Source organism: Sphingopyxis sp. 550B (genome assembly GCF_057401805.1).
The window spans coordinates 605,949-629,421 of the sequence record NZ_CM171610.1; the positions used below are offsets into that span (position 1 = coordinate 605,949).

Consider the following 23,473-nt stretch of genomic DNA (forward strand, 5'->3'; position numbering starts at 1 on the left):
GGAGGGAATTTCCATGAAGACGAAGGTTACGCTGATCACCGCCGCCGCGCTGCTCGCCGGCACCGCCCCATCGGCGATGGCCGCCGAGCAGGAAGCGGTCGCGCTCAACAAATGCGCGCAAAGCTATGGCTCCATCGCCGTGGTCGAAGGCGACACGCAGGGCTGGTCCGACTACGGCCTCGGATCCCCGCGCGAGCTGATCAATTCGCTCGCGATCGAATCGGGCTGCTTCACCCCGCACAGCCCGGCGAGCGGCACCCCCGCCGATTTCCTGATGAACGTCGTTGCGGGCGATTCGGAAGAGGTCGACAAGTCGGTCGAGATGGCGAAGTCGGCGGCGGTCGAGGGTCTCGTCCGATCGGGCGCCGCGACCAGCATCATCTCCAAGGTGCCGGTGGGCGGTGCCCTGTTCGGCGCCTTCGGCGGCCTCGGCGGCAAGAAGAAGCGCGTCGCGGCGGGCATCAAGCTGCTCAGCCCCGCGACCGGCCAGGCGATCGTCGCGGGCACCGGCGAAGTGCGCAAGACGTCGATCAGCTTCGGCGGCGCCAACGCCTGGTCCGCCGCGGCGAACGCGAGCGGCTACGCCGGCAGCAAGGACGGCAAGATGTTGGTCGAGGCCTTCGTCAAGGCGTTCAACGCCGTCTCGGCACAGGGTTCGGCAATCGCCGCGATCCCGAAGGCCCGGCCGGCGCAGGCCGCCGCGGCGTCAGCGGGAACACAGGTCGCGATCGACACGGTGATGCGCGCGGCCCCCGCCGCCGACGCCGCCACGGTGCGCGCGCTGCGCGCCGGGACCGACCTTGTCCCCACCGGCCAGCGCAACGGCCTCTTCATCGAGGTCAAGGACAGCTATGGCACCCAGGGCTGGGTGTCGGTCGAGGACCTTGGCTGAGCGCCCCGCTTGCCCCGGCCCCCTGGCTATGCCAGAAGGGCCGGGGTCGCTTATCCTGGGGGAAGATGGCGCCAACAGCATGGAAACGCTGAAGATCCTGTATGTCGAGGATGACCAGCGCGCGGCCGGCGAGATTCAGGAACTCGCGGCGGCGCGCGGCGATACGCTCGTCTGGGAGAATAGCGGCACCGGCGGGCTGCTGCGCGCCGGGATGGAAAAGTTCGACGTCATCATCCTCGACCGCATGCTTGGCGATCTCGACGGGCTGACCATCCTCCGGCGCCTGCGCGAAAGCGGCGTCGGCACCCCGGTGCTGATGCTGTCGGCGCTCGGCCGCACCAGCGACCGCGCCGAAGGGCTTGACGCCGGCGCCGACGATTATCTCGCCAAGCCGTTCGAGGCCGAGGAGCTGATGGCGCGGCTGCGCGCGCTCTATCGCCGTGCGTCGGGGCGCGAACATAGCGCGGTGATCCTCTACGGCGCCTTCGAATGCCATGTGAAGGCGCGCACCGCCTTTCGCCAGAACCGCCACCTCGCGCTCAGCCCGCGCGAGTTCGAGCTGTTCCGCTATTTCATGGAGAATGCGGGCGAGGTGGTGACGCGCGAGATGCTGCTGCGCGACGTGTGGAACATGTCGTTCGACCCGCAGACCAACGTCGTCGACGTCAATGTCGGCCGGTTGCGCCGCAAGCTGGAGGACGGCTTCGGCGCCCCCGCGCTCGAAACCATCTGGGGCTCGGGCTACCGCCTGCTCGACGGGCGCTGAGGGTGGCGGCGCGCCGCTCGATCTTTTCGCGGATCGTCCTCGCCGCGATCCTGCTGTCGATGGTGCTGCTCGCCGCGCTGTGGGCGCTCACCGACCAGACCATCCGCGCGACGGTCGCCGAATCGGCGCACAAGGCGGTCGACGTTGATCTCGCGGGGCTTGCCGACATCCATGCGACGAGCGGCCGGGCCGAACTCGAACGCCGGATTCGCGACCGGCTCGCGATCACGCCGTCGGACGGCGGCGCGCCGCATTATATGCTCGCCGACGCGCGGGGGCGATGGATCGCGGGCGATATCCGCACCTGGCCGCGGCTCGACCCGGCGATCTCGGAAAGCGGGTCGATCCGCCTCGGCGAAGGCACGCGCGCCCATGCCCGCGCGACGCGGCTCGGCCCCGACCTGCAACTGATTGTCGCGCGCGAGACGCGCGGCGGCGCGCCGCTGCGCTGGCGCGTCGCGCTGGTCTTCCTCGCCGGCGGCGCGCTGTTCGTGCTGCTCGTCGGCACCCTCGGCAAGATCGCGGCGGGGCGGCTGCACTGGCGGATCGAGCGCATCAACGACGCCTTCCGCGATCCCGACGAAGAGCGGCTGATCGCGATGACCGCCGACGCGGAAAGCGACGAGATCGACGAACTGGCCGGGCACAGCGCCGCGGCGCTGGCGCGGCAGAAGCGGCTGATCGAGGCCTATCGCGAAACCACCGACCAGATCGCGCACGAAATCCGCACCCCGCTGATGCATCTCGACGGGCGGCTGACCAAGGCGCTCGCCGCGGGGCCGGGCGAGACGGTCGCGGCACGGCTGCTCGAAGCGCGCGTCGACATCAAGCGGCTCGTCACGATGCTCGAATCGCTGCTCGACATCGCCGCGAGCAAGGCGCGGCAGGGCGACCGGCACGGACTGAAGCCCGTCGACCTCAGCGAGATGGTGACGCGCATCTGCGAGCTTTACGCCGACAGCGCCGAGGAATCGGGGCATGATTTCACCTGGGTCGTCGAACCCGGCGTGACGATCGACGGCGAGGAGACGCAGCTCGGCCAGCTCGTCACCAACCTGCTCGACAACGCCTTCAAATATGTCCCCGCAGGCGGCAGCGTGCGGCTCGGGCTCGCGCCCGGGCCGGTGCTGACGGTCGAGGACGACGGCCCGGGCGTCCCCGAGGCCGAGCGCGAGAAAATCTTCCGGCGCTTCCACCGCGTCGCGGGCACCCGGCACGATATACCGGGAAGCGGCCTCGGCCTCGCGCTTGCGCGCGCGATCGCCGAGCGCCACGATCTGACCATCCGCCTGATGCCATCCGACCGGGGCGCCAGGTTCGTCGTGAAAGAGGGAGCGGCATGAACGGACGCCAATGGGGACGGACATGGGGCATCGGCCTTGCGGGGGCAGCGCTGTCCGGATGCGCCGCGCACGGCTCGGAGCCGCCGGCGGCGCGCACCGCCGCGGCCGCCGAATCGCGGGCCAGCCAGCTCGCCGCCGACCTCGCCGCCGCCGATACGGCGTTCGAGGCGCAGGACAGGCCGGCGCTCGTCGCGGCGCTGACGCGCATCACGCGGCGCAGCGCCCGCCCGCTCGACCCCGGGGCGCCCGATCCGGTGCCGCTGTGGCGCGCGGCGGTGCCGGGCGACGTCCCGCCGCTGCGCGGCCGCGCGCTCGGTCCCGGCTATGTTCGCGGCACGCTGGCGCCCGGGGCGGCGACGCAGCTCGAACAGCTCTTCCTGTCGGGGCAGGCGGCGACGGTCGCCGCCAATTCGCGGCCGCGGGACGACCTGCGGCTGCGGCTCTACGACGCCGCAGGCAAGCTGGTCTGCGAACGCGCGCCGGCGTCGGCGCGCGACTGCCGCTTCACGCCGGTCTTCACGCAGCGCTATCGGATCGAACTCAACAACGCGGGCGCCGCAGCCGCGCGCTATTATCTGGTGGTCGATTGAGGCCGTCACGGGGACCAAAAGGGGGGACGCAATGACCAGGGGAATGGGCAAGAGGCCCGCGCGCGCGGCGCTGTTGGCGGTGGGCCTGGCATGGAGCGCCGCCGCGTCGGCCGCCCCCGCCGCCGCGCCTGACCGCCCGCCCGACCGCACAAGGCTCGACACGCTGATCGCGCGTTTTGAGGCTGCCGATTCGGAAGCCGATCCCGCCGCCTATCGTGCCGCCGCGGCCGATGCGCTCGTCGAGGCGCGCCGGCTCTATCCCCCGGACCATCCCGAAATCGCCGCGCGCTCGCTCTACGTCGCGATGGGACGCGCGGCGGCCGGGGAGATGGACCAGGCGCTTGCCGAGGCGGACCGGATCATCCCGATCCTCGCCGCCGCCCCCGCCTATCGCGCCGACTGGCGCAACGCGCTGAACCTGCGCGCCTATATCCTCAATTTCAAGGGCGATCACGCCGCGTCGCTGGCGATCAACGAGCGGCTGGTCGCCGACTATGCCGCCAATCCCGCGGGCGTCGCACCGCGCGATCACGCCACCACCCTGTCCAATCTCGCCGCCTCCTATCTGGAGCATGGGCGGCTCGACGATGCGTTGGCGCGCAACGCCGAAGCGATCGCGGTCGGCCTGACGCTGAATCCGGTGCCGGGCGACGTCGCGATCTGGAACGCCAATCGCGTCGTCTATCTCTATTCGTCGGGGCGTACGGAGGAAGCGATCGCGACCGCGCAGGAGGCGATCGGACGCCTCGGCAACGCGATCGGGGCCGATCACCCGATGATGGCCAACCTCTATGCCAATCTGGGCGCGATCCTGTTCCGGCTGAACCGGCCGCACGATGCGATGCCGATGATCCGCCGCGCCTATGAGCTGATCGAGAAAGCGGGCGGCGGCCCCAACCAGAACAGCGCGGCGATGCGCGTGCAGTTCGCGCAGGCGCTGATCCGCGCCGGCCAATATGACGACGCCATCGCCTTTCTCGACGCCGCGACGCCGATCATCGACGCGCAGCTCGGCGCGGAGAGCGACCGCGCGCTCGCCGCGCGCGACACGCGGCTGATCGCGCTGATCGCCACCGGCCATGGCGCCGAGGCGGCGGCGCTGGCGCGCGACCTGATCGCGATCCGCGACGCGCGTCTGCCGGAGGGGCATCGCGACCGCGCCAACGCCCGCGACAATCTGGCGAAGGCGGCCTTCGCGAACGGCGACTGGGCCGCGGCGGCGGGCGCCGCGCGCGAAGCGGTGGCGCTGCGCACCGGGATGCTGCCGCCCGACCATCCCGACCTACTGCTCGGCCGCGCGCTGCTGCTGCGCGCCGAGGATCGCGGCGATGCCCGGCCGGCCACCGATCTGGTCGCCGACGCGCGCGCGCTGTTCGACGCGCTGACCGGCAATGCCCATCTCGCGCGCGGCTCGGCGCAGGCGGAGCGGCAGCGCCCGGCCTATGGCTGGCTGGCGGAGATTTTCGCGCGGCGCGGCGCGGTCGAGGACGCGTTCGAGGCGCAGCAGTGGGCGGCGCGCAGCAGCCTCGACGATGCGCTCGCCGTCGCCGCCAGCGAACGCGCCGCCGCCGCCGATCCGGCGCTGGCCGCCATCGCGGGGGAGCGCCGCCAGCTCCTCGCCGCGCGCCAGGGACTGGAAGCGAAGCTCGACGCCAATCTGATGCGCCCGGATGCCGCCTTCGACCTCGCCGGCCTGACCCGCGAGCTGGACGGTAACCGGCAGGCGATCGCCGCGCTCGACGCCACGCTGACGCCCGATCAGCGGGCGGCGCTCCTCTTCATGCCGTCGCGGCTGGCGGATCTCGAAGCAGCGGGTTCGCGCGCGGCCGCAACCGTCATGATGACCGACCTTGGCGGACCCTGGCTCGTCACCGCGGCCGGCGGCGGCAAGACGCAGCAATATCTGATCGCCGCCGACGCACCGATCGACGCGCTCGTCGGCCGGTTGCGTGCCTCGATCGACGCGGGCGAGAAGGACACCTTCGACCGCGCTGCCGCCGCCGAACTTCATGCCCGCCTCTTTCCCGGCGCGACGGCAAAATGGCTCGCCGCGACGCGCAGGCTGGCCGTGATCGCCAACGGATCGCTCGGCGCCCTGCCGTTCGGGCTGCTCGTTCCCGACGTCGGGAAGCCCGGCTATCTGGCCGACCGGACGACGGTCAGCCGGATGGTGCGCGCGCCGCGCGCGGGCGACGCCGCGCCCGATGCCGGGCCGGCGGACGCGGTGCTGATCGGCCTCGGCGGGGTCGAGAGCGGGCGCGCCGGGACGCTGATGGCGATGCGGTCGGCAGGGACGGCGCGCGCGATCGACGAGCTGCCCGCACTGCCCGGCGCGCCGCGCGAACTGGCGGCGCTGGCCGCGGCGCTGGGCGATGACGGCGCGCGGCTGCTGATCGGCGACGACGCGACCGAGGCGCAGCTTCGGGCGATGCCGGTACCGCAGGGCGCGGTGCTCGCCTTCGCCACCCACGGCCTGCTGTCGGGCGAGCTCGACGGGCTCGACGAACCTGCGCTGCTGCTGACCCCGGCGGGCGGCGACGATGGCCTGCTCAAGCCCAGCGAGATCGGCGGGATGACCCTGCCGGCCCGGCTCGTCATCCTGTCGGCGTGCAACACCGCGGGGGCGGCGGGAACCGACCGACCGCAGCTGTCGGGCCTCGTCGAGGGCTTCTTCCTCGCCGGCGCCGAGCGGGTGATGGCCAGCCACTGGCCGGTCCGCGACGATATCGCGCGGCGGCTGTCGGTCGGTATGGTCAAGGGGATGCGCGCGGGCGAGGATCCCCCCGCCGCGCTGCGCGCCGCCATCGCGGCGGTCCGCACCGGCCGCGACGGCGAAGCCCGCGCCGATCACCCCGCGCTCTGGGCCCCCTTCGAGCTCTTCTCGCGCTGAACGGGTGCGGGCCGCAGCCGCATTCTGTGGATTGACCGGCGCCCGCTTTGGCGGCAAAGGCGACGCATCGCGAAGGCAACTGTAAAATGCGCCGTAAAGCGGCGCACGAAATAACGGTTGAGCCTTTGAAACGCGGGTGTAGCTCAATGGTAGAGCAGAAGCTTCCCAAGCTTACGACGAGGGTTCGATTCCCTTCACCCGCTCCATCTTGACGACTGCGCGCGGGCACTGATGGTTGAAAAAACCCAGAAAACTGACTATTTTTGGGCATTCTCTGGCTCCCGGTGATTGCCGATGGTCGCGCGCTTCGGCGACCGCGACGCCGCAACGTTCGGCGCCTTCGTCGCGGCGGCCTTCGGCCTGCTCGCCGTCGCGATGCTGCGCCGCCTGCCGCGCGTTACGCGGTCGGCGAGCGAGACGGGCGATCAGATGCCGCCGTCGGTGACCGCATAGCCCGCCGCCTCGATCGCCACGGTGAGCGCCGCGACGCAGGCGGCGACGGCCGCGCCGTCGGTCGAGCGGATGACGAAATTGGCGCCGGTGCGTCCCTCGCGGAAAAAGGGATAGCTGCCGATCGCGACGCCGGCATGATCGCGCTCGGCCGCGCGCAGGACGTCGGCAATCTCGCTTTCGGGCGCCCAAGCGCCGATCGTACGCGCGACCAGCGGCGCCCCGCCCTCCAGCGTGCCGGTCAGCGCGTCGAGCATCCCCGCGGTGATGTGCGGAACCCCCGCCATCAGGAACAGGTTGCCTAGCCTGATGCCCGGCGCGCCCGACATGCGGTTGGGGATCAGTTCGGCACCGTCGGGAACGCGCGCCATGCGCAGCCGCGCCTCGGTCAGCCCGCCGCGCGTGGTGTAATAGCGTTCGAGGATCGCGCGCGCCTCAGGATGGATCACCACCGCGACCCCCAGCGCCTTCGCCACCGCGTCGACGGTGATGTCGTCGTGCGTCGGCCCGATGCCGCCGGTGGTGAACGCATAGTCGTAGCGCGCGCGCAGCGCGTTGAGCGCGTCGCCGATCTCCGCCTCGTCATCGGGGACGATGCGCACCTCGCGCAGGCGGATTCCCTGCACGTCGAGCCAGGTCGCGATCTGCGCGACATTCTTGTCCTGCGTGCGGCCGGAAAGGATTTCGTCGCCGATCACCAGCGCGGCGGCGGTCCAGATGCGTTCGTCGCTCATCCCCTTGCCTTAACCTGCTGCCATGACAAAACAAGGGTGCCGGATATGCCATGAAAGGAAGGTGCGCGATGGCCGCCGAACTGATCTTCTACACCAATCCCATGTCGCGCGGGCAGATCGTCCGCTGGATGCTCGAAGAGATCGGCGCGCCCTACGAAACGCGGCTGCTCGACTATGGGACGACGATGAAGGGCGCCGATTATCTGGCGATCAATCCGATGGGCAAGGTTCCGGCGATCGTCCATGCCGGCAGGACCGTCACCGAATGCGCGGCGATCTGCGCCTATCTGGCCGACGCCTTTCCGGACGCGGGCCTTGCGCCAGCGCCGGGCGACCGCGCCGATTATTACCGCTGGCTCTTCTTCGCCGCCGGGCCGCTCGAACAGGCGATCACCGCGAAGCAGTTCGGGTTCGAACCCGAGGCCGATCAGCAACGGATGGCGGGTTTCGGCTCGCTCGCATCCGTGCTCGAAGCGCTGGAAGGCGCGGTCGCGGGCAAGGCCTTCGTCGCCGGCGACCGCTTCAGCGCCGCCGATGTCTATGTCGGCAGCCAGATCGACTGGGGCCTGCAATTCGGCACCATCCCATCGCGCCCGGCGTTCGAAGTCTATGTCGCGCCCCTGCGCGAGCGCACGGGCTACAAGCGCGCGAAGGAGATCGACAATGCGCTGATCGCGGACATGCAGGCGGCGGGGCCGGCCTGAGCGCCGCGCCCGACCCGAAAGAAAAAGCCCGGCGGATCGCTCCGCCGGGCTTCCTCGTTTCGCCTTGTCCGTCCGCTTATTCGCGGTTGCCCAGCAGGTTGAGCAGGAAGGTGAACATGTTCACGAAGTCGAGGTAGAGCGTCAGCGCGCCCATCACCACCGACTTGCCGACGAAGTCGGTCCCGCGGACATAGAAGTACATGCTCTTGATCTTCTGCGTGTCATAGGCGGTCAGGCCCGCAAAGAGCAGGACGCCGATGATGCTGATCGCCAGGCTCAGCGCGCTCGACTGGACGAACAGGTTGATCAGCATCGCCACCAGGATGCCGACCACGCCCATGATCAGAAAGGTGCCGAAGCCCGACAGATCCTTCTTGGTCGTATAGCCGTAGAGGCTGAGGCCCAGGAAGGCCGCAGCCGTCGCGAAGAAGGTCGTCGCGATCGACGTCTGGGTAAAGGCCAGGAAGATCGTCGACATCGACAGGCCCATGATCGCGGCATAAGCCCAGAACAGCGCCTGCGCCGCGCCGGTCGACAGCTTGTTGATGCCGAAGCTCAGCACCATCACGAACGCCAGCGGCGCCAGCATCACCACCCACATCAGCGGGCTGCCGACCAGCGACAGCGTGAAGCCCGTCGAATAGGCGAGCATTGCGACGATACCGGTCAGCAGGACGCCTGATCCCATATAGTTGTAGACCGACAGCATGTACGACCGCAGGCCGGCATCGACGGCCTGATCCATCCCGCGCGCGGTGCCAGGAAAGCCGGACGCCGCCATATTGGGGTCGTTCCAATTAGCCATTGTTGTTTCTCCATATCTGGCCAGGGCATACCGGCCATGGGAACAATATCGGCATTTCGCGCCGCCGTTTCAAGCGAAACCGGACAAGGCGCCGTCGGACGTTCCCCGCCGCGTCCGTCGCCGCGCGGCGCGCGGGATGGCATCCGCCGCCGCCGGGCCTATGCTGGCGCCATGTCCACCCATCGCCTGTTCGTCGCCCTGCGCCCGCCGCGCCCGATTCGCGCGATGCTGCTCGCGGCGATGCACGGCGTCTCGGCGGCGCGCTGGCAGGACGACGACCAATTGCACCTCACCCTGCGCTTCATCGGCGAGGTCGACCGCCATCGCGCCGAGGACATCGCAGCGGCGCTCGGCGGCCTGCACGCCTCCACCGTGACCGCACGCATCGCCGGGGTCGGACTGTTCGAGCGGCAGGGACGAACGCACACGCTGTGGGCCGGCATCGAGCCGCACGCCCCGCTCGCCGCGCTGCATCGCAAGGTCGACCAGCGCCTCGCGCGCGTCGGCCTCGCCCCCGAACCGCGCGCCTTCGTGCCGCACATCACCATCGCGCGCCTGAACCGTGCGGCGGGGCCGGTCGCCGCCTTCCTCGCGCAACACGGCGATCTGGCGAGCCCCGCCTTCGCCTTCGACCATGTCGTCCTCTACGAAAGCGAACTCGGCCATGGCGGCTCGCGCTACCATCCGGTGGCGCGCTATCCGCTCGCACCATAGGTCGCGACCAGCGCGGCGGCCACTGCGCTGACATCGTCCCAAGTCGCGGCAAAACCATCCTCCGCGCCATAATAGGGATCGGCGACGCTTTGTCCCGCGCGCCCCGGGACAAGGTCGAGCATCAGTGCCAGCCGCGCCGTCGCGTCGATCGGCGCCAGTGCGCGCGCATCGCGCAGATTGGCCGTATCGGCGGCGAGGATCAGGTCGAAGCGCTGGAAATCCAGGCGCCCGAGCTGGCGGGCGCGCAGGTCGCCGATGTCGATCCCGCGGCGGCGTGCCTCTGCCTGCGCGCGCGGATCGGGGGCGCGGCCGACATGCCAGTCGCCGGTGCCCGCCGAATCGAGCGCCGCCTCGATCCGCGCCGCGGCAAAGGCCGCGCGCGCCGCCCCTTCCGCCAGTGGAGAGCGGCAGATGTTGCCGAGGCAAAGAAAAAGGATTGCGGGCCGGTCGATCATGGTCTGTGTTGGCTCCTGGAAAGAAAATAAAGTTGAACCGGTTTTCAACTTTGCGCGCCCCCATGGCTCTGCTAGCGAAGGCGACAAAGCGATAACGGGTCAGGGAGAGGCTTGCCAGATGGTCGAAACCGCGCGCGACACAGAATCGACCGCTGGCGTAGCGCCGCTTCCTCCTTCACGCTCCTATGCCTGGTATGCGCTCGGCATCCTCTTTCTCGTCTATGTGCTCAATTTCATCGACCGGCAGATCATCACGATCCTCGCGCCCGACCTGAAGCGCGACCTCGGGCTCGATGACGCCGATATCGGCTTTCTCTACGGCACCGCCTTCGCGGTCTTCTATGCGCTGTTCGGAATCCCGCTCGGCCGGCTCGCCGACGCCTGGCACCGCGTCCGGCTGCTCACCGCCGGCCTCGCCATCTGGTCGGCGATGACGGCAGTATCGGGGCTCGCGGCGAACAAGTTCCAGCTTGCCGGGGCGCGCATGGGGGTCGGCATCGGCGAGGCGACCGCCAGCCCCTCGGCCTATTCGCTGATCTCCGACCTGTTCCCGAAGAATATGCGCGCGACCGCGCTCGCCATCTATTCGGCCGGGCTCTATTTCGGCGGCGGCATTTCGCTGATGATCGGCGGCTTCATCGTCGAAGGCTGGAACGAAGCCTATCCGCAGGGCGGCCCCTTCGGGCTCGTCGGCTGGCAGGCGGCGTTCATGGCGGTCGGCATCCCCGGTCTGCTGCTCGCCGCGTGGGTCGCGACGCTGCGCGAACCGGTGCGCGGGCTGGTCGACGGCGTGCCGACCCAGCCTTCGCCGACGCCGTTCAAGGGCTTTTTCGAAGAATTATACGCGGTGATCCCGCCCTTCACCATCCTATCGGCGATGGCGCGCGGCGGGCGGGCGCTGGCGATCAACCTCGGCGCGGCGGCGCTGCTCGCGCTCGGCGCGCTGGCGATGATCCGGCTGACCGGCGCGACGCTGCAATGGATCTGCATCGCCTTCGGCTATTACGCGGTCTTTTCCTGGGCCAGTTCGCTGCGCAGCCGCGACGCCCCGACCTTTCGCCTGATCTGGGAATCGAAGGCGTTCCTCGCCACCATCCTCGGCTATGGCACCGTCGCCTTCGTCTCCTATGCGTCGAGCGCCTTCGCGCCGGTCTATGCGCTCGAGGCGCTCGGCGAGGATGCCGGTACGGTCGGTTTCTGGGTCGGCGGCTCGGGCGCGCTCGCCGGCTTCCTGGGGGTCATCCTCGGCGGACGCATGTCGGACCGCTTGCGGTTGCGCAACGAAGCGGGCCGCATCCTCGTGGTCGCCTTCGGCCTGATCGCGCCGATCGTCCCGATCGTGATCGCCTTCACGACGCCGTCGACGCCCGGCAACGGCGATTTCATCCGCTTCACCGTCTTCGCCTCGCTGGGCGGCCTGCTCGCCAGCAGCGCGCTCGGCGCCGCAGCCGCGACGACGCAGGACCTCGTCCTGCCGCGGATGCGCGGCACCGCAACCGCGACCTTCTTCCTCGCAACGACGCTCGTCGGCCTCGCGCTCGGCCCCTATATGGCCGGACAGGTGTCGGCGATGACCGGCAGCCTGTCGACCGGGGTGCTGTCGACGCTGGTCATCGTGCCTTTCGGCCTCGTCGCGCTCGTCATCGCCTATCGGCGCGTTCCCGACGCCGCCGCCCACGTCATCGAGCGCGCGCGCTCGGCGGGCGAACCGGTTTAGAGAATGATCATCCTCGAATAGGATAGCGCCGTGTCCCCGCGCAGACGGGGACCCAGAGCGTTCTGACGCCTGCGCAGGTCTTTCGCCGCTCCAAGCTCCCACCTTCGCGTGAGCACGAAGCTCGGAAAATTTAGAAGGTCACGCCCCGGGAGCGTGGCGCGAGGCCGATCGGCGAGGCGCGGAAATCAGACCGACGCGCTCAGCCCGCCGGTGTCGCGATCACGCCGCAGGCGACGCGCCCGCCGCTGTTGCCCGCCGGGTCGGTCCGCATGTCGTCAGGGCCGGCGTGGATGACGAACGCCGCGCCATCGGCGTCGAGCAGCCCGCCCTCGCCGGTCAGCCGCGATCCGACCATGTGCAGCGTCGCGCGGCCGATCATGCCCGATTCGACGACCAGATTGGGCAGGTCGCCATGGTGGGCACCCATCGGATTGTCGCGGCCGTGCTGCGCGCCGGTCGGGTTCCAGTGCGGTCCGGCGCTGCTGAAATCGGGCGCCGCGCACTGTCCGACCGCATGGACATGCATGCCATAGGTGCCGGGTCCGAAGCCGCGTGCCACGACCTCCAGCCGTAGACCGGACGAATCGCGGAAGATGTCGACGCGCCCGCGGTCCGCGCCGCGCGCGTCGCGCAGTTCGGCATAGGCATCGGGCGTCGGGAGGTTGCTCGACCCGCCTTTGTCCGTCGTGGCGCACCCCGTCAGCGCCAGCGCGCCGAGCGCGACCGTGCTCCAGACCAGACTATGCGCGATCCGCCGATGCTCGATCATTCCGATGCTCCCTTGCTGCCACGGTGCCGCCGGCGTGGACGGACGGCTTCGGTCCGCGATCATGCCCTCATTCGGCGCTGCTTCCAATAGCGATATGGCGGAAACCGTGCCGCAGCACCTCGTCGCGACGATAGATATTGCGCAGGTCGACGAGCAGGCGATCGGCCATGACCCCGCCGAGCCGGCCGAAATCGAGCGCGCGGAACGCATCCCATTCGGTGACGATCGCGACCGCATGCGCGCCGTCGGCCGCGGCATAGGCGCTCTGCTGCATCTCGACCTCGGGCATCATCGGCGCCGCGATGGCCATGCCTTCGGGATCGTAGGCCGTCACCCGCGCGCCCGCGTCGAGTAGCGTCTGGACGATCGCGAGGCTGGGCGAATCGCGCATGTCGTCGGTGTTCGGCTTGAAGGTCAGGCCGAGGAGCGCGACGGTCTTGCCGCGCGCGCTGCCGCCCATCGCCTGGACGATCTTGCGACCCATCGCGCGCTTGCGAAGATCGTTCGCCTGCACCGTCGCCTCGACAAGGCGCAGCGGCACGTCGTGGTCCTGCGCGGTCTTGAGCAGCGCAAGCGTATCCTTGGGGAAGCAGCTTCCGCCATAGCCGGGTCCGGCGTGGAGGAATTTCGCGCCGATGCGGTTGTCGAGCCCGATGCCGCGCGCGACGTCCTGCACCTCGGCGCCGACCGCCTCGCACAGATCTGCGATCTCGTTGATGAAGGTGATCTTGGTCGCGAGGAAGGCATTGGCGGCATATTTGATCAATTCCGCGGTGCGGCGGCGCGTGACGAGAATCGGCGCCTCGTTGAGGAACAGCGGGCGATAGACTTCGCGCAGCACCGCCTCACCGCGCGCATCCTCGGTACCGATCACGATGCGGTCGGGGCGCTTGAAGTCGCCGATCGCCGCGCCTTCGCGCAGGAATTCGGGGTTGGAAGCGACGCTGTGCGCACGCGCCGGCGCGCCCTCGCGCAGGATGCGCTCGACTTCATCACCGGTGCCGACGGGAACGGTCGACTTGGTGACGATCACGCAGTCATGGTCAAGTGTTGCGGCCAGTTCCTCGGCGGCGCCGAAGACATAGGACAGGTCGGCGTGGCCGTCGCCGCGCCGCGACGGCGTGCCGACCGCGATGAACACCGCGTCGGCACCGGCGACGGCCGTCGCCAGATCGGTGGTGAAGGATAGGTGCCCCGCCGCGACATTGGCGGCGACGAGCGCGTCGAGACCAGGCTCGTAGATCGGCATACGGCCCGCGTGCAGCGCATCGATCTTGCTTTCGTCCTTGTCGACGCAGACGACGTCGTGCCCGAAATCGGAGAAACAGGCCCCGGAAACCAGACCGACATAGCCGGTTCCGATCATGGCGATCTTCATGGGCGCTTACCTCTTGTCCTAACTGCCGTGGGATGCCCCGCACCGGTGCGGGCGGATGGCGCGTCCTTAAGGCGAAAAGACGCAAAGAAAAAGGGCCGCGAATGACTTCGCGGCCCCGTTCTCTTTGCGGCTCGCGCCGATCAGCGATCAGAAGGCGCGGGCATATTGCTCGTTGCCGACGAAGCCGAGCTTGCCGACGCCGCTGCGCTTGATGACAGCCATCACGCGATCGACGACGATATAGCGAGCATAGGGGTCGGGCTGCACCTGCAACTCGGGCTCGACCGGCAACGTCTTGGTCTGCTCGAGATACTGGGTGAGTTGCGCCAGATCGACCGGCGTCCCGTTCCAGGTGATCGTCCCGGCCGGGTCGATCATGATCTTGTTCTTTTCCGGATCAACATTGGTCGGCGCGTCGTTGGGCACCGGCAGATCGATCTTTACCGCGTGGGTCTGGACCGGGATGGTGATGATGAACATGATGAGGAGCACGAGCATGACGTCGATCAGCGGCGTCATGTTCACTTCCATCATCGGTTCGTCATTGCCGTCTTCCCTCACAGCTGCGGACATGGCGTTATTCCTTCAAACTAGGGGGGATCGCGCCTTTAGAGGCGGCCCAGCGTGGCCGAACCAGGCGCAGGCTCGGAAATGAACCCGATCTTCTGGAAACCGGCATATTGCATCGTGTAGATCACCCCGCCGATGCACTGGTACGGCGTGTTGACGTCGCCGCGGATATGCACTTCGGGGAAATTCTCTTCGGTAATGTTCTGCACGCCGCCGATCTTCTCGATCAGATCCTCGAGCTTCTTCTGCCCGCGTTCGAGCAGCTGCCGCGAATCGACCGGGGTCCGGCCCCAATAGACTTCGCACGACGCGCTGTCGGCGTTGGGCTGGCCATCGCCGTCGGTGTCCGCCGAGCGGACCGAGATATTGACGTTCTCGGGCTTGGTCGTCGTGGGTTCGAAAGGCACGTCGGGCAGTTTGAGGTTCACCGTCTCCAACACCACGGGAACCGTGATGAGGAAGATGATGAGCAGCACCAGCATGATGTCCACGAGCGGAATCACGTTGATTTCCGACATCGGGGCCTCATCGCTAATTTCACCTACACTCATCGCCATAGGATCAGCATCCTGTCACAAATTGATTTCGTGGGACGACCCGGCGCCCGCCGACCTGCCCTGACGGCAGGAGCGCCGGACGTCGGTTCGCCGAATCCTCAGGCCTTCTTCGGCGCCGCAGCCGGAGCAGCCGGCTTGCCGGCCGGGGCGGGCGCGACGGGGCGCACCTGGCCGCCCGACATGATCGAGCCGAGAACGTCGTTCGAGAAGGTCGACAGGCTGCGCGAGATCGCCTTGTTGCGGCTCTGCAGCCAGTTGAACGCGAGCACCGCGGGAACCGCCACGATCAGACCGATCGCGGTCATGATCAGCGCTTCGCCGACCGGGCCGGCGACGGTGTCGATCGAGGCCTGGCCCGACGCACCGATCTTCACCAGCGCGCGGAGAATACCGATAACCGTACCGAACAGGCCGACGAACGGCGCGGTCGAACCCACGGTGGCGAGGAAGGACAGGCCGCCGTTGAGCTTCGAGTTGATGTGGCCCTGCGACCGCTCGAGCGTGCCGTGCATCCAGTCGTGCGCCTCGATCGGGTTGGTCAGCTTGCCATGCTCTTCATGCGCACGCAGGCCGTCCTCGACCACCTGGCGGTAGGCACTGTTCTTCTCGAGCTTCGCGGCGCCCTCGGCGAGCGTCGGGGCGCGCCAGAAATTGGCGGTGACCGTCTTGCCCTGGCTCATCACCTTGTTCTGCTCGAACAGCTTGGTGAACAGGATGTAGAGCGATCCGACGAACATGATCAGCAGCACGAGGAAGGTGAGCTGCGACACGATGCCGCCTTCGCACAGCGCCGGGATGAGGCCGTAGGGGCTCTCGCCCTCGCCGACGGTGCACATCGATGCCGGCATCAGGGTCATCCCCGTCGGGGCATGGCCACCCGCCGCAGCGGCATTTGCGATCAGATTAAGCATTGGTTATTCCCTCTCAAAAATCGTGATATTCATGAAAGCTGATGTTGCCTGTGGCCGACACGCGCAGGATTACTGCGGAATCTGCCACCGGATACGGTTGCTGTAGGAGCCGCCCTTCGGATTGCCCTCGCGGTCCTTGCCCGGGTTGAAGCGGGCGCGGCGCGTGATGAGCTTGCAGGTCTCGGCATCGAGGTCGGAATGGCCGCTCGACGAGGTCACGTCGCACGAGGTCACGCGACCATCGGCACCGTAACTGACGCGGAAACCCGTGGTGCCTTCGCGGCCTTCACGCATTGCGCGCGCCGGATAGTCGTCGTTGGTCGCCCAACGCCCGGGGTTGCCCTTCGGCGTCCCTTCCTGACTGAGATCGGGGGCCGGCGGAGCCGGCGGAGCCGCAGGCGGAACATAGATCGGCGGCGGCGGAGCCGGCGGAGCCTTCGGCACCGACTGGATCACGTTCGACGTCACCGGCGGCGGAATCGGCGACGGAGGCGTCACCACCGGCGGCGGCGGCGGAAGCTTGTTGTCCGGCGGCGGCGGCGGCGGCGGTTCTTCCGGCGGCGGCGGTTCGTTGACGTCCACGACGTCCAGTTTCTCGGCGAGTTTCTTGACGATGCTGATATTCAGGCCGTTGACCAGGCCATAACCCAGAACTGCCGTAAACAGACCAACCAAGACAATCGCCACTACCCTGTTTTTAGGGTCGACATTATCACCATAAGCCATTCAGGGACGACGCTCCTTGCTAGATCATCCTGACACCAAAAATCCTTCCCGACGGGTTGGGTTGCCAACATGCCCGGATAATTTCCGATCCATTCCGCGAGACCCGACGGTTAGCAGCCGGCATGTTCTGTTCTTGCCGGACGCTTCGTCGCCCGTCCTATCGTGGTGGCGGCAAGTTCGCAAACCCTTTATCAGCGGTTAATGTGCCATAGCCCAATGCAGGGTTTCCGCGCGCCTTTCGAGCGCCCCGACAAACAGAAACGGATCGATCCATGCGCATGACTCCGCCCGCCATCGCCGCTCTCCTCGCTTTGATAAGCTCCGGAATCCCTAGCGTTTTTGCCATGGAGCAACCGGCACCCGCGGTCGCCGCCGCCGCCAGTCCCTACAGCTATGCGGACCTCGCCGACCTTGCCGTCGCGGCGCCGATGGCGATCCACGCGCGCATCCGGAAGGCCGCGGCGCTGAAGCCCGAACAGGCCCCGGGGCTCGCCGCGGGCCATGTGCGATTCTTCATCGAAGCCGATGTGGTCAGCCTGATTCGCGGCTCCGGACCGCTCGCCGCGCGCATCTCCTACCTCGTCGACCTGCCGCTCGCGGCAAACGGCAAGGCGCCGAAGCTGAAGAGCAAGCAGCCCGTCCTGATCTTCGCGCGCCCGGTCGCAAGCGGCACGACGACCGACACCGGCAGCGTCCGCCTCGTCGCGCCCGACGCGCAGCTCGCGTGGGACCCCGCGACCGAGGCGCGGCTGCGCGCGATCCTGACCGAGCTCGTCAAACCCGGCGCCCCGCCCGCGATCACCGGCATCGCCAACGGCTTCCACGTCCCCGGCACTCTACCTGGCGAGGGCGAGACGCAATTGTTCCTCAACACCGCGACGGGCGATCCGGTTTCGCTGACCGTCATCACCGCCGCCGATGGATCGCGCCGCTGGGCGGCCGCCTTCGGGGAGATCGTCGACGGGTCGGCGGCGGTGCCGCGCCGCGACACGCTCGCCTGGTACCGCCTCGCCTGCGGCCTGCCCAAGGCGCTGCCGCTCGACAAGCTGGCGGGCACCGCGCCCGAGGACCGCAAGAAGGCCGCCGCCGACTATGCGATGATCCTCGGCGCGCTCGGCGAATGCACGCGGACCCGCGCACCCGTCGGCGGCTGACGCCCCGTAGCCGCCGCGACGGCGCGAACAGAAATTCTATCGCGCTTGTTCCCTTGTTTCCGCCGGAAAAGCCGATAGGGGGCGCTGGCAACGGCGGGCGATGGCCCGCGCCATCGACGGAGTAGCCGCATGTCCCCCCTTCCCTCTCCCACCGCGTCCCGCCCCCCGCTGCGCGTGGCGCTGGCGGGCATCGGCGTGGTCGGCGGCGGCGTCGTCCGGCTGCTCGAGGCAAACCGCGAGCTGATCGCGCGCCGCGCCGGGCGGGCGATCGAGATCGTCGCGCTGTCGGCGCGCGACCGCCACAAGGACCGCGGCGTCGACCTGTCGGCCTATCGCTGGGAAGACGACATGGGCGCGCTGGTCACTGCCGACGATGTCGATGTCGTCGTCGAGATGGTCGGCGGCGCCGACGGCCCGGCGCTGACCCTCGCGCGCGCCGCGCTCGGCGCGGGCAAGGCGCTCGTCACCGCGAACAAGGCGATGATCGCGCATCACGGGCTGGATCTCGCGCGGCTGGCCGAGGCGCGCGACACGCCGCTCAAATATGAAGCCGCGGTCGCGGGCGGCATCCCGGTGATCAAGGCGCTGCGCGAAGGCGCGTCGGCGAACCAGATCGCGCGCGTCTACGGCATCCTCAACGGCACCTGCAATTATATCCTGACGCTGATGGAGCGCGAGCGCGCGAGCTTCGCCGACGCGCTCGCCGCCGCGCAGGCCGAAGGCTATGCCGAGGCCGACCCGACCTTCGACGTCGACGGCATCGACGCCGCGCACAAGCTGTCGATCCTCGCCGCGCTCTGCTTCGGGACGAAGCTCGATATCGGCGCGGTCACCGCGACCGGCATCCGCGGCCTGATCGCCGCCGATATCCGCGAGGCCGAAGCGCTCGGCCATCGCGTGCGGCTGATCGGCATGGCCGAGCGCGACGAGACCGGCCTCTATCAGCATGTCCAGCCGTGCCTCGTGCCCGCCGACCACCCGCTCGCCTATGTCCCCGGCGCGCTCAACGCCGTGGTCGCGGAGGGCAATTTCGTCGGGCGGCTGTTCTTCGAGGGCGCGGGCGCGGGCGCGGGGCCGACGGCATCGGCGATCGTCGCCGATATCATCGACATCGCGCGCGACGAATATGGGCCGGCTTTCGCGATGCCGGTCGACGCGCTCGATCGGGCCGCCACCGCCGACGCGGGCGCGCGCGTCGGCAAGCATTATGTCCGCCTGGTCGTCGAGGACCGCATCGGCGTCCTCGCCGAGATCGCGACGGCGATGCGCGACGCGGGTGTGTCGATCGAAAGCTTCATCCAGCGCGGCGACGACGCGGACGGCGGCGTCGTGATCGCGCTCGTCACCCACGCCGGCCCGGCCAGCGCGATCCACGCGGCGCTGGCGACGCTGTCGGCGTCGGACCACGTCGTCGGGACGCCGATGCACATGCCGATCCTGGCGCTCTGACACGCCGGAGGCGTGCAGGAAAATCTCACGCGAAGGCGCGAAGAAGTCGCTCTTGCCGCGAAGCGGCTTTTTGTCCAGCCATGCGGCAAGACGCGCCGCTGAAAGAAAAGGGGGCCTTACGGCCCAACTCTTCTCCTTCGCGTCTTCGCGTGAAACCCATATGGCGCGGTGCCGACCACATGCGCCGGCACCGGAAGGCCCATCACCCAGCTGGCAGGGAAAGCCGTCAAGGCGGCTTCGAATCGGGCGAAGCCTTCTCGACAAGCGGCGCGGGCGACCATATGGCGCGCAGCAGGCCCGCGCGGCGCGACACGGATACAGACGGAGAGTCAGGACAATGACGAACAGCAGCAGCAACCTCGACCGGGTGCTCGTGCTCGAAATGGTGCGCGTCACCGAAGCCGCGGCGATCGCTGCCGCGAAGCTGATCGGGCGCGGCGACGAAAAGGCCGCCGACGCCGCCGCGGTCGAGGCGATGCGCGCGGCCTTCAACACGCTCTATATGGACGGCACCGTCGTCATCGGCGAGGGCGAGCGCGACGAGGCGCCGATGCTCTATATCGGCGAGAAGGTCGGCGCCGCCCCCGGCAAGGGGCCGAAGATCGACATCGCGCTCGACCCGCTCGAAGGCACGACGATCACGGCAAAGGCCGGGCCGAACGCGCTCGCGGTGCTCGCGATCGCCGAGGAAGGCTGCCTGCTCAACGCGCCCGACGTCTATATGGACAAGCTGGCGGTCGGCCCCGGCTATTCGCCCGACATCGTCAACTTCGACAACAGCGTGCGCGAGAATGTCGAGGCGATCGCGCGCGAAAAGGGCGTGGCGCCCGCCGACATCATCGTTTGCGTGCTCGACCGGCCGCGCCACGAGGCGCTGATCGCCGAGCTGCGCGCGATCGGCTGCGGCGTCGCGCTGATCCCCGACGGCGACGTCGCCGGCGTGATCGCGACGACCAACCCCGAAACCAACATCGACATCTACATGGGGTCGGGCGGCGCGCCCGAGGGCGTGCTGGCGGCCGCGGCGCTGCGCTGCGTCGGCGGCCAGTTCAAGGGCCGGCTGCTGTTCCGCAACGACGACGAGCGGCAGCGCGCGCGCAAATGGGGGATCGAGAATCTCGACCGCGTCTACGACCTTCAGGATCTGGCGAAGGGCGACGTGATCTTCGCCGCGACCGGCGTCACCGACGGATCGCTGCTGCGCGGCGTCAAGCATCGCCGCGGCGGCATCCTGACCACCGAAAGCATCGTGATGCGCGCCTCGTCGGGCACCGTGCGCTGGGTCAAGGGCGAACACCGCGAGGGGTGAGCGACTCATTCTCCCCTCCCGCTTGCGGGAAGGGAGCGTTGCTTTTTCAGAAAATCCCCGCCGCCAGCCCCTCGGCCAGTGCGGCGCCCAGATCGCGCGCTTCGGCCAGCCGGTCTTCGGGGATCGTCTTGGGCGCGAGGATCGCCTCGGGCGTCTGGGCGTCGGTGTTCACGATCAGCGGATCGGCGACGCGCCGCAGCCGCCAGCCGGTGGCGATGCGGTCGAGCTGGCGCTGCGCATTCTCGCCGTCCGATCCGGCGCAGATGATCGTCGCATAGGGCCGCCCCTCCAGCCGGCCGAGGCACGGGTAATAGCAGCGGTCGAACATCTCCTTCATCGTCCCCGACAGCGCCGCGAGATTTTCGGGGCCGACGAACAGATAGCCCTGCGCCGCCAGCAGGTCGGCCGGCGCCGCCCGCCCGGCGGGGACCAGCCGCGCCGCCGCGCCGCCGCCTTCTGCCGCCGCTTCGGCCAGCGCGCGGCTGCCGCCGGTACGGCTGTGCCAAATGACAAGAAGTTTGCATTTCGACATCGGCGAATCCTCTACGCGGGGTGCGGCGTGCGGGGGCATCGGCTTGCCAATTCCCCGGGCGAGGCGCAAGCTGGACGAAAAGCGAGGGGGGATGCGATGAAGCGTGCGATCGGCCTGATACCAATGCTGCTGTGGGCGAGCGGTGCGGTGGCGCAGGACGCGGCGAGCGAGGCGACCCGCGCGGCGCAGGCCGAACTCGCCGCGCGCCTGCCGCTGGACGATCCCGCCGACATGGCGAACGCGACCCGCGGCAAGATCGCCGAGATCGCGGACGGCGTGATCCTCGGCAAGGACGGCCGGATCGTCTGGGACCGCCGCCCCTACGCCTTCCTCGCCGCCGACCAGGCGCCCGATACGGTCAATCCCTCGCTGTGGCGGCAGGCGCGGCTCAACGCGGTGCACGGCCTGTTCGAGGTGGTGCCCGGCAAGATCTGGCAGGTGCGCGGCTACGATATCTCGGTGATGACAATCATCCGCGGCGAATCGGGCTGGATCGTCGTCGATCCGCTGCTGACCGAAGAGGCGGCGGCGGCGGGCTGGAAGCTGTTCGCCGACACCGTCGAGGCGAAGGCGGGCAAGCGGCCGATCCGTGCGGTCATCTTCACCCACAGCCACAGCGACCATTTCGGCGGCGTCGGCGGCGTCGTCACCCCCGAACAGGTGCGCCGGGAGAAGATCCGCATCATCGCCCCGCACGGCTTTTCGGAGGAAGCGACCGCGGAGAACGTCCTCGCTGGCAATGCGATGGGCCGCCGCGCGCTCTACATGTTCGGCGCGATCCTGCCGCCCGGCCCGACGGGACAGGTCGACACCGGGCTGGGGCCGAAGCTGTCGTCGGGCACCATCGGCTATATGGAGCCGACCGAGACGGTGCCCGCCGCGGGCGCGACGCTGACGATCGACGGGCTGGTATTCGATTTCCTCGACGCCGCCGGCACCGAGGCGCCCGCCGAATTCGTCTTCTACATCCCCGCCTACAAGGCACTGCACACGACCGAGGTCGTCACGCACAACCTCCACAATATCCTGACGCTGCGCGGCGCGCAGGTGCGCGACGCGCTGCACTGGTCGAAGGTGATCGACGCGATGCTGCTCAAATGGGGCGGCACGGCCGAGGTCGCGCTCGCCTCGCACCACTGGCCCACTTGGGGGCAGGGCGCGGTGGCGAAGTGGCTGGCCGACCAGCGCGACGCCTATCGCTATGTCCACGACCGCACGCTGTTCCTCGCCAACCGCGGCGCGACGCTCCACGAACTCGCCGACCAGACGGCCGAGGCGCCGGTGCAGGGCCGCGATTTCTCGACCCGCGATTATTACGGCACGCTCAACCATAATATGAAGGCGACCTATCAGCGCTATTTCGGCTGGTGGGACGGTAATCCGGCGCATTTCAACCCGCTGCCGCCGGAGCAATCGGCACCCAAATATGTCGCGCTCGCCGGCGGGCCCGACAAGCTGCTCGCCGCCGGGAAGGCGGCGATCGCGGCGGGCGACTATCGCTGGGCGGCCGAACTGCTCGACAAGCTCGTCTTCGCGCAGCCCGACAGCCAGGACGCGCGCGCGGCGCTGGCCTCGGCCTACGACCAGCTCGGCTATCAGGCCGAATCGGGGGCGTGGCGCAACTATTATCTCGCCGCCGCCGCGACGCTGCGTGGGACCGAGCTCGACACGCTCACCGGCAACGGCCAGAGCCGCAGCTTCGTCAGCGCGATTCCCACCGCGGTCTTCTTCGACGCGCTCGCGACGCGCTTTGACGCGGCAAAGGGCGCTGCGCTCGCCGGCACCTTCCAGTTCGTGCTGCCCGACAGCCGGGAAGCCGTCGCGGTGGTCGTCGGCGGCGGGGTCGAATTCCCGCGCCACGGCGTCACCGACCCCGCGCCGACCGCGACGATCACCATCGACCGCAAGACGCTCGACGACGTAATGCTGGGGCAGGCGCAATTCCCGGCGCTGCTCCAGTCGGGTGCGATCCGCATCGACGGCGACCGCGCCGCCTTCTTGTCGTGGTTCGCGCTGCATCCGCCCGCCGATCCGCGCTTCAATGTGGTTGTGCCTTAA

General features: G+C 69.0%; 23 protein-coding genes and 1 tRNA gene. 14 read left to right on the forward strand and 10 right to left on the reverse strand.

The window, feature by feature from the left end; all coding sequences use genetic code 11:
• Window positions 1-13 precede the first annotated feature (13 nt).
• From AC2S9W_RS02795 to AC2S9W_RS02825, 7 genes are all read left to right on the forward strand, one after another.
• Window positions 14-892 carry a hypothetical protein gene (locus tag AC2S9W_RS02795; protein WP_067186376.1) on the forward strand — a complete coding sequence of 293 codons (879 nt, stop codon included), beginning with the start codon at window positions 14-16 and terminating at the stop codon, window positions 890-892.
• Window positions 893-971: 79 nt separating this feature from the next.
• Window positions 972-1,658 carry a response regulator transcription factor gene (locus AC2S9W_RS02800; protein ID WP_067112595.1) on the forward strand — a complete coding sequence of 229 codons (687 nt, stop codon included), beginning with the start codon at window positions 972-974 and terminating at the stop codon, window positions 1,656-1,658.
• 2 nt (window positions 1,659-1,660) lie between these two features.
• Window positions 1,661-3,001, forward strand: coding sequence for a sensor histidine kinase (locus AC2S9W_RS02805; protein WP_486571602.1), 1,341 nt, complete (start codon window positions 1,661-1,663; stop codon window positions 2,999-3,001).
• The gene (locus AC2S9W_RS02810; RefSeq protein ID WP_067186377.1) at window positions 2,998-3,591 is read left to right on the forward strand and encodes a hypothetical protein; all 594 of its coding nucleotides are present in this window, start codon (window positions 2,998-3,000) and stop codon (window positions 3,589-3,591) included. The genes AC2S9W_RS02805 and AC2S9W_RS02810 overlap by 4 nt, the downstream gene beginning before the upstream one ends.
• 31 nt (window positions 3,592-3,622) lie before the next feature.
• Window positions 3,623-6,481 (forward strand): CHAT domain-containing protein, encoded by a 2,859-nt coding sequence (locus tag AC2S9W_RS02815; protein WP_486571603.1) that lies wholly within the window; start codon window positions 3,623-3,625, stop codon window positions 6,479-6,481.
• Window positions 6,482-6,613: 132 nt separating this feature from the next.
• A tRNA-Gly gene (locus tag AC2S9W_RS02820) sits at window positions 6,614-6,687 on the forward strand.
• Window positions 6,688-6,775: 88 nt separating this feature from the next.
• Window positions 6,776-6,934 carry a hypothetical protein gene (locus tag AC2S9W_RS02825; RefSeq protein WP_241942013.1) on the forward strand — a complete coding sequence of 53 codons (159 nt, stop codon included), beginning with the start codon at window positions 6,776-6,778 and terminating at the stop codon, window positions 6,932-6,934.
• On the opposite strand, the gene AC2S9W_RS02830 is transcribed toward AC2S9W_RS02825, so the two are convergent.
• Entirely contained in the window at window positions 6,907-7,665 is a 759-nt protein-coding gene (locus AC2S9W_RS02830) for a competence/damage-inducible protein A (RefSeq protein ID WP_486571604.1), read from the reverse strand. The two genes, AC2S9W_RS02825 and AC2S9W_RS02830, sit on opposite strands and share 28 nt — an antisense overlap.
• 68 nt (window positions 7,666-7,733) lie before the next feature.
• Between AC2S9W_RS02830 and AC2S9W_RS02835 the strand changes: the two genes are divergently transcribed.
• On the forward strand, window positions 7,734-8,369 hold the full coding sequence (locus tag AC2S9W_RS02835; RefSeq protein WP_486571605.1) for a glutathione S-transferase family protein: 636 nt from the start codon (window positions 7,734-7,736) through the stop codon (window positions 8,367-8,369).
• Window positions 8,370-8,445: 76 nt separating this feature from the next.
• Here the strand turns inward: AC2S9W_RS02835 and AC2S9W_RS02840 are convergent, their stop codons facing one another.
• Entirely contained in the window at window positions 8,446-9,174 is a 729-nt protein-coding gene (locus tag AC2S9W_RS02840; protein ID WP_067105949.1) for a Bax inhibitor-1/YccA family protein, read from the reverse strand.
• A 171-nt stretch (window positions 9,175-9,345) separates the two neighbouring features.
• On the opposite strand from AC2S9W_RS02840, the gene thpR reads away from it, so the two are divergent.
• A complete protein-coding gene (gene thpR / locus AC2S9W_RS02845) occupies window positions 9,346-9,888 on the forward strand; it encodes an RNA 2',3'-cyclic phosphodiesterase (protein ID WP_486571606.1) in 543 nt (180 codons plus the stop codon).
• Here thpR and AC2S9W_RS02850 read toward each other — a convergent pair.
• Complete coding sequence (locus AC2S9W_RS02850) at window positions 9,870-10,343, reverse strand: low molecular weight protein-tyrosine-phosphatase (RefSeq protein WP_486571607.1); 474 nt, start codon at window positions 10,341-10,343, stop codon at window positions 9,870-9,872. The two genes, thpR and AC2S9W_RS02850, sit on opposite strands and share 19 nt — an antisense overlap.
• Window positions 10,344-10,461: 118 nt before the next feature.
• On the opposite strand from AC2S9W_RS02850, the gene AC2S9W_RS02855 reads away from it, so the two are divergent.
• The gene (locus tag AC2S9W_RS02855) at window positions 10,462-12,060 is read left to right on the forward strand and encodes a spinster family MFS transporter (protein ID WP_486571608.1); all 1,599 of its coding nucleotides are present in this window, start codon (window positions 10,462-10,464) and stop codon (window positions 12,058-12,060) included.
• Between the two features lie 199 nt (window positions 12,061-12,259).
• Here the strand turns inward: AC2S9W_RS02855 and AC2S9W_RS02860 are convergent, their stop codons facing one another.
• The 6 genes from AC2S9W_RS02860 to AC2S9W_RS02885 form a co-directional block, all read right to left on the reverse strand.
• A complete protein-coding gene (locus AC2S9W_RS02860; RefSeq protein WP_076077326.1) occupies window positions 12,260-12,829 on the reverse strand; it encodes a superoxide dismutase family protein in 570 nt (189 codons plus the stop codon).
• A gap of 67 nt (window positions 12,830-12,896) precedes the next feature.
• On the reverse strand, window positions 12,897-14,207 hold the full coding sequence (locus AC2S9W_RS02865) for a UDP-glucose dehydrogenase family protein (protein ID WP_067186396.1): 1,311 nt from the start codon (window positions 14,205-14,207) through the stop codon (window positions 12,897-12,899).
• Window positions 14,208-14,354: 147 nt separating this feature from the next.
• Window positions 14,355-14,780, reverse strand: coding sequence for an ExbD/TolR family protein (locus tag AC2S9W_RS02870; RefSeq protein ID WP_067105956.1), 426 nt, complete (start codon window positions 14,778-14,780; stop codon window positions 14,355-14,357).
• Between the two features lie 35 nt (window positions 14,781-14,815).
• The gene (locus tag AC2S9W_RS02875; protein WP_067105958.1) at window positions 14,816-15,334 is read right to left on the reverse strand and encodes an ExbD/TolR family protein; all 519 of its coding nucleotides are present in this window, start codon (window positions 15,332-15,334) and stop codon (window positions 14,816-14,818) included.
• Window positions 15,335-15,432: 98 nt separating this feature from the next.
• A complete protein-coding gene (locus AC2S9W_RS02880) occupies window positions 15,433-16,191 on the reverse strand; it encodes a MotA/TolQ/ExbB proton channel family protein (RefSeq protein ID WP_067106044.1) in 759 nt (252 codons plus the stop codon).
• A 123-nt stretch (window positions 16,192-16,314) separates the two neighbouring features.
• Window positions 16,315-16,971: an energy transducer TonB gene (locus tag AC2S9W_RS02885; RefSeq protein ID WP_067105960.1), complete on the reverse strand. Its 657-nt coding sequence runs from the start codon at window positions 16,969-16,971 to the stop codon at window positions 16,315-16,317.
• 344 nt (window positions 16,972-17,315) lie between these two features.
• Between AC2S9W_RS02885 and AC2S9W_RS02890 the strand changes: the two genes are divergently transcribed.
• The 3 genes from AC2S9W_RS02890 (at window position 17,316) to glpX (ending at window position 20,883) form a co-directional block, all read left to right on the forward strand.
• Window positions 17,316-18,125, forward strand: a complete 810-nt coding sequence (locus AC2S9W_RS02890; RefSeq protein WP_067186398.1) for a hypothetical protein — start codon at window positions 17,316-17,318, stop codon at window positions 18,123-18,125.
• A 129-nt stretch (window positions 18,126-18,254) separates the two neighbouring features.
• The gene (locus AC2S9W_RS02895; RefSeq protein ID WP_286749474.1) at window positions 18,255-19,574 is read left to right on the forward strand and encodes a homoserine dehydrogenase; all 1,320 of its coding nucleotides are present in this window, start codon (window positions 18,255-18,257) and stop codon (window positions 19,572-19,574) included.
• 337 nt (window positions 19,575-19,911) lie between these two features.
• Window positions 19,912-20,883 carry a class II fructose-bisphosphatase gene (glpX, locus tag AC2S9W_RS02900; protein WP_067186401.1) on the forward strand — a complete coding sequence of 324 codons (972 nt, stop codon included), beginning with the start codon at window positions 19,912-19,914 and terminating at the stop codon, window positions 20,881-20,883.
• A 46-nt stretch (window positions 20,884-20,929) separates the two neighbouring features.
• On the opposite strand, the gene AC2S9W_RS02905 is transcribed toward glpX, so the two are convergent.
• On the reverse strand, window positions 20,930-21,415 hold the full coding sequence (locus AC2S9W_RS02905) for a flavodoxin family protein (RefSeq protein ID WP_067186402.1): 486 nt from the start codon (window positions 21,413-21,415) through the stop codon (window positions 20,930-20,932).
• 96 nt (window positions 21,416-21,511) lie between these two features.
• On the opposite strand from AC2S9W_RS02905, the gene AC2S9W_RS02910 reads away from it, so the two are divergent.
• On the forward strand, window positions 21,512-23,473 hold the full coding sequence (locus AC2S9W_RS02910; RefSeq protein ID WP_067186404.1) for an alkyl/aryl-sulfatase: 1,962 nt from the start codon (window positions 21,512-21,514) through the stop codon (window positions 23,471-23,473).